A 6,118-nucleotide genomic window follows, 5' to 3' on the forward strand; every position below is an offset into this window, starting at 1 on the left:
TATCGTGTACCAGTTTTATCGAAATTGCTTAGTCAATTTTCTACCAAGAAAACATGCTTACTTGAACCTAGAACTGGATTAATTTCAAAACCATTAGTCTAAACCATTAGTTAGAGGTGCAGCATGTCGGTTGGGGCTAAGTACTTTCAAGGTGGCTTCCATCCCTTGAAAGCACCGTCAGCAAATAACTCTACCAGTGTAGGTGGGGTATCCTGCAGCAATTTTTAATGAAAAATTTCATTTAATGAAATATTTCATTAAATAATGCTTTAATTCCCTTGACTATAGTCCCAGTTATTTGTAAGGTTTTGTCTTAAGACAAGGCTTTAGCTGAAGAAACTCCCTGATTACTGGCCCAGACAGGGGTCTAGCATCTAGCAATCAGGTATGTAAAGGTAGCAGGGTGAGGTCATGATGAGTCCTTGAAAAATGATGGACTATTAGGTTTCGGTGGCTAATTTTACAATTTGTTTCCTGAAGTTTCTCAGTGTGAGGAAGTGTATCAAAAAGAGAGGTAAGTTAACGCTTATTATGTCAAGTTCAAAATCTCAGCGAACAATGAAAAACAAGGGTACCCTAGTAAAATCTAGGCGACCGATGGCTCACCAATCCTCCCGCTCATCGTGGGATTCTCCTTATCTAGAGCCATTGAAAGCGATCGCAAAATCGTTTTCCCCTTACTGGCTCGCCTGTATTCCTCTGACAGGGATAATTGTTCTAGTTTGGCATACAGCTGCTGTTGCCCAGGATAGTGCGGCACCTAGCCCAGCCGAAATTCAGGGAACTCTCAATGCTATCTGGATATTGGTAGCTGCCATCCTAGTTATCTTCATGAATGCCGGATTCGGAATGCTAGAAACCGGCTTCTGCCGCCAGAAGAATGCGGTAAACATTCTCTCGAAGAACCTAATCGTCTTTGCCTTGGCAACCATTGCGTTTTGGGCAATTGGTTTCTCCTTTATGTTCAGCAAAGGCAATGCATTTATTGGGATGTCGGGCTTTTTCCTAAGCAGTGAAGATCCCGCTACCTATGGGTTAGACCCATTTCCGGCAGGTCTACCGATATCGGTATTTTTCCTATTCCAAGCTGCTTTTGCTGGAACTGCCGCAACTATCGTGTCCGGTGCGGTTGCTGAACGGATTAAGTTCCTAGACTTCTTAATCTTCAGCATCCTGATTGTTGGTTTTTCCTACTCCATCACTGGACACTGGGTTTGGAGCAGTGATGGTTGGCTTGGTGCCATGGGATTCTCAGACTTTGCTGGCTCAACCGTGGTTCACTCCGTTGGTGGCTGGGCGGCTTTGATGGGAGCTGCCTTCCTCGGACCCCGTAGCGGTAAGTACGAAAACGGTGAACCTCGTGCTATCCCAGGTCACAACATGAGTATTGCAACTCTTGGTTGCTTGATTCTCTGGATCGGCTGGTTTGGCTTCAATCCCGGTTCTGAGCTAGCTGCTAGTGAGGCAGTTCCCTATATTGCGGTGACCACTAACCTAGCCGCAGCAGCTGGTGGGATTACCGCCACCTTGACGGCTTGGCTAAAAGATGGTAAGCCAGACCTGTCGATGATCATCAACGGGATTTTGGCTGGATTAGTAGCAATTACCGCTCCCTGTAACAATGTCAGCTATCTCTCAGCAGTGATTATTGGTGCGATTGGTGGCATCATTGTTGTATTCTCGGTTTCCTTCTTTGACAACATCAAAATTGATGACCCGGTAGGGGCAATTTCAGTCCACTTGGTCAATGGTATCTGGGGAACCCTAGCCGTTGGACTCTTCGCTAAAGATTCAGGTCTGTTTACCGCCGGTAGTGCCGGTCAACTTGGCACCCAAATCCTGGGTATTCTAGCGATTGGTGGCTTTACCGTGCTGTTTAGTGGTATCGTCTGGTTCGTGCTCAAACTTACCCTCGGTATCCGGGTGACACCAGAAGAAGAACTGGAAGGCTTGGATATTGCCGAACACGGTATGGAAGCTTACGCTGGATTTGTCAAGGAATCCAGTGTGATCCCTAGTTCTAGCATGGGTAACTTCAGTAGTAGTACAGACATGGCTAGTAGCTCTGAATTTTAGAGTTTTGCTAGCATGGTCTATTGCTTTTAACTAGCTTTTGTTAACAGTTGACAGTTAAGCGTTAACTGTCAACTGTCACCTGATGGTATTACCTTTTCCCTAACGGATGTTAGAACAGAAATAATGCCAATTTTTTGTTCATTGAGTTGAAGCGTTGTCCACCTTGGGCTTTAATATCCCTTGCTGCCAATGGGTTCATGATTCTGACTCTCAGCTGGGTACTACTGGGTGAGTATCAGCAGTCAACGTCAAATCCAGTTAGCCATCCTGTGGTAACTACCCGAATTTTAAATCCCACCCCTGAACCAGTAATTGAATTAGGACCACGACACCAGTTAAATTACCAACAATGGTTGGCACTGCTGGAGAGGGAAGCTAAGGTAGTGGCTAATCAACAACCGGAACAGTTAACCGTTCTGCTGGGAGATTCTCTAAGCCTATGGTTTCCCAATGCACTGCTACCCCCAAAACGCTACTGGCTTAATCAAGGACTGTCTGGGGAAACCTCAGCAGGGTTGCTCAAGCGCTTAGATATTTTGGATCAGACTAAGCCAGAAGCAATTTTTGTGATGATCGGCATCAATGACCTAATTCGGGGGGTCAAGGATGAAGCAATTCTAGAAAACCAACGGCTAACGATTCGCTACTTACGGCGAGCCCATACCGAAACTAAGATTGTCCTTCAATCGATTTTGCCCCATGGTGCTGAACAGGCAACCTGGGAAGGACGCGATCGCTTACTTACTATCCCCAACAGTCGCATCCAAAATCTGAACCAGCAGCTAAAAGCGATCGCTCACGCAGAAGGAGCGATTTATCTAAATCTCTATCCCCTCTTTGCTGATAATCAGGGCAACCTGCAACCTGAGCTTAGTACCGATGGCTTGCATCTGAGTCCCCAAGGTTACTTAGTCTGGCGCTATGGTTTACAAATCTTTGAGCAACTTATCCTCCAAGAAGGATTAGCTATTCCTATAGCAAAGGGGACAGGGAGCAGGGAGTAGGGAGTAGGGAGCGGTGCGACCCGTGGCGAATTTAATTCGCCTACGGAAAGCGCACCGAGGGAGTAGGGAACAAAAATTATCACAATTCCTAAACGGATTGCGTCAGGGTTGATTAAAAGTAAATTAATAATAGCAGTGATGGATAAGTAATTTGCTTAAGATAGCTCCATGGATACAAAAGCTTTCAAGCGCTCACTCCAGAAATCAGATAACTACCACCGCAAAGGATTTGGTCACGAAGCCGAAGTTACCTCTCAGTTGGAATCGGAATATCAAAGCAGTCTGATTCAAGAGATTCGTGCCAATAACTATCGGCTGCAACAGGGAGATGTGACCATCCGGCTAGCAGAAGCATTTGGCTTTTGCTGGGGTGTAGAGCGAGCTGTAGCCATGGCTTATGAAACCCGCACCCACTTCCCCAATGAACAGATCTGGATTACCAATGAAATTATTCACAACCCCTCTGTTAACCAGCGTTTGCGGGAAATGTCAGTAGGATTTATTGCCGTTGAGGATGGCAAGAAAGACTTCTCTGTTGTTGGTGCTGGGGATGTGGTGATTTTACCAGCATTCGGTGCTAGTGTTCAGGAAATGCAGCTACTCCACGAGAAAGACTGCAAGATTGTAGATACTACCTGTCCCTGGGTGTCCAAAGTGTGGAACACGGTAGAGAAGCATAAGAAAAAAGAGTACACTTCGATTATTCACGGCAAATATAAACACGAGGAAACCGTAGCAACGAGTTCCTTTGCCGGAAAATATCTAGTGGTGCTGAATCTACAAGAAGCGGAGTACGTTGCCAACTACATTCTCAATGGTGGTAACCGGGAGGAATTTCTCGATAAATTTAAAAACGCTATCTCCGCTGGCTTTGACCCAGAGCGGGATTTAGAGCGGATTGGGATTGCCAACCAAACTACTATGCTCAAGACCGAGACCGAGCAGATGGGCAAACTTTTTGAGCGCACCATGATGAAGAAATATGGTACGTCTAATTTAAACGATCACTTCCAAAGCTTCAATACCATTTGTGATGCCACCCAAGAACGGCAGGATGCCATGTTGGAGCTAGTGGAAGAAAAGCTAGACTTGATGATTGTGATTGGTGGCTTTAATTCCTCCAATACCACTCACCTGCAAGAAATTGCGATTGAGCGACAACTACCATCCTATCACATTGACAGTGTCAACCGGATTATTTCTGCTGATGAAATCGAGCATAAACCCCTACATCAGGAGGTAGAAGTAGCACGAAATTGGCTTCCCTCTGGTTCGATAGTGGTAGGAGTAACCTCTGGAGCGTCTACTCCTGATAAGGTAGTAGAAGATGTAATCAATAAGATTTTTGAACTTAAAGCGACTGCTGTAGCAGTTTAGAACTAACTGGGATTAGTTAAAATTGAAAATTTTAACTGGTTAATAGCCATTAATAATTTTCAATTTTAACAATTTTAAATTAACATCCAAGGGTATAAATTTAATCTAGGCATTCAGCTGACAGCTGACAGCTAAGGGCTGAATGCTTAATAAGGTACAGTCAATTTGATTTCCTCTACTCCCTACTCCCTACTCCCTATTCCCTACTCCAAATTCCCATCAACCATTAGCCTCCAATCGCCACAATAACCATCCTCCTGCTCCGAAACCGAATAAATTAGGTAACCAGGCGGCTACAATAGGGGAGAGAATTCCCGCTATACCAAAACCTCCGATCACAAAGCTCAGTAAGTAGTAGCCAAAAATTACGATTAAACAGACCCCAAAGCTAGTCCCTTTGCTGATTCGTTTAGGTCGAATACTGATGCTTGCTCCCACTAAGCCAAAGATTATACAAATGAATGGAAAAGCAATTTTTTGTTGCATCCGCACTTGCAGCATCCGGAGTTTTTTGCGATCGCCAGCTCCCTGAAGCAACTGGATCATTTCTATGGCTTGAAGAATATTCATCTCATAGGGGTCACGGGCTTTAGTGACTAAATCAAGGGGCGCTCTAGGAAATGGAATTTCTTGATGATCAAAGGTTACTATTTTTTGGAAAGAGGTATTAGGACTAATAAAATAAATTGACCCATGGAAAAAATCCCAGGTATTTTGCGTAGAGTTCCAAAGAGCTGATTCCGATAGAATAATTTTGTTCAACTTACCCAGATTAGACCACTCCAAAACAGTCAAATCTTTCATGGTCTGACCATCAAATTCATTGGCGTAGAATAAGCGTTTGAGTGTCTGAGTAGTTGTGCCATTGGGTTGGGGAAAAGTCTGATACTCTGGATACAGAATACCGTTTTCATTGAAAGCGGGTTTTTCCTGATTAAGAGCTTTTTCTAATGTTATAGTTGCCTGGTAGTTAGCCGCTGGAACAATTAATTCATTGAACAGGAAAGTAATCCCGGTGACCACTAGGCTGAGAACCAGAGCAGGGGCAACCAGTCGGTATAAACTCACACCGCAGCTGCGCAGGGCAATTAACTCACTGTCATTACTCAAGCGAGAATATGCTATTAGTGTCGCGAGAAGTACTGATATGGGTAAGGCATAGGACATAAACTCAGGAAACTTCAACAGCACGACTTGGGCAGCAATTGTCCAGGATAGTCCTAACTCAGTGATTTTGACTACCATATCAAACAGGCTACCCACAGCCACACCAATAGATGAAAACCCGCCAACACCAAATAGAAACGGTGGGATGAGTTCAGCAGCGATGTAGCGATCCATCACTGATAAGCTAGGAAAAACGAATTTGAGGAAGTAAGGTTTGCCGAGTTTCAATCTTGTTAAGTGGTTAGAGTTTCAAAAAGCATAGAAAACAATTTCATGCCTTTTGTTGCTAAGTTTTCCCAATCCAGTAAACCTACCATGTTTGTTATGGGAGTATCTGCAAACTATCGCAATTCTGATCACAAGTGGTGTGGGGTGTGGGGTGTGGGGTGTTTTATAGCAGAAGTCAGAAGTCAGAAGTCAGAAGTCAGAAGTAAAACTCTTGCGCTTCTTGATGCAATAGCGAGTGGGGGAAACCCCCAAGACCGTAATGGTGC

The 6,118-nt window shown here is 44.5% G+C and carries 5 protein-coding genes; 4 read left to right on the forward strand and 1 reads right to left on the reverse strand.

The genetic code is table 11. The features are described from left to right. Nucleotides 1-597 precede the first annotated feature (597 nt). From F6K38_RS21335 to F6K38_RS21345, 3 genes are all read left to right on the forward strand, one after another. The gene (locus tag F6K38_RS21335) at nucleotides 598-2,076 is read left to right on the forward strand and encodes an ammonium transporter (protein WP_131827441.1); all 1,479 of its coding nucleotides are present in this window, start codon (nucleotides 598-600) and stop codon (nucleotides 2,074-2,076) included. Between the two features lie 134 nt (nucleotides 2,077-2,210). Further along, a complete protein-coding gene (locus F6K38_RS21340) occupies nucleotides 2,211-3,080 on the forward strand; it encodes a GDSL-type esterase/lipase family protein (RefSeq protein ID WP_287251195.1) in 870 nt (289 codons plus the stop codon). A 168-nt stretch (nucleotides 3,081-3,248) separates the two neighbouring features. After that, nucleotides 3,249-4,457: a 4-hydroxy-3-methylbut-2-enyl diphosphate reductase gene (locus tag F6K38_RS21345; protein ID WP_287251194.1), complete on the forward strand. Its 1,209-nt coding sequence runs from the start codon at nucleotides 3,249-3,251 to the stop codon at nucleotides 4,455-4,457. A gap of 219 nt (nucleotides 4,458-4,676) precedes the next feature. Here F6K38_RS21345 and F6K38_RS21350 read toward each other — a convergent pair whose 3' ends face one another. Further along, on the reverse strand, nucleotides 4,677-5,852 hold the full coding sequence (locus tag F6K38_RS21350; protein WP_353736758.1) for an LptF/LptG family permease: 1,176 nt from the start codon (nucleotides 5,850-5,852) through the stop codon (nucleotides 4,677-4,679). Nucleotides 5,853-5,861: 9 nt separating this feature from the next. Here F6K38_RS21350 and F6K38_RS21355 point away from each other — a divergent pair. After that, a partial coding sequence (locus F6K38_RS21355) for a hypothetical protein (RefSeq protein WP_287357404.1) occupies nucleotides 5,862-6,118 on the forward strand: 257 nt, incomplete at its 3' end.

Source organism: Moorena sp. SIO3B2 (genome assembly GCF_010692525.1).
Lineage (GTDB): Bacteria > Cyanobacteriota > Cyanobacteriia > Cyanobacteriales > Coleofasciculaceae > Moorena > Moorena producens.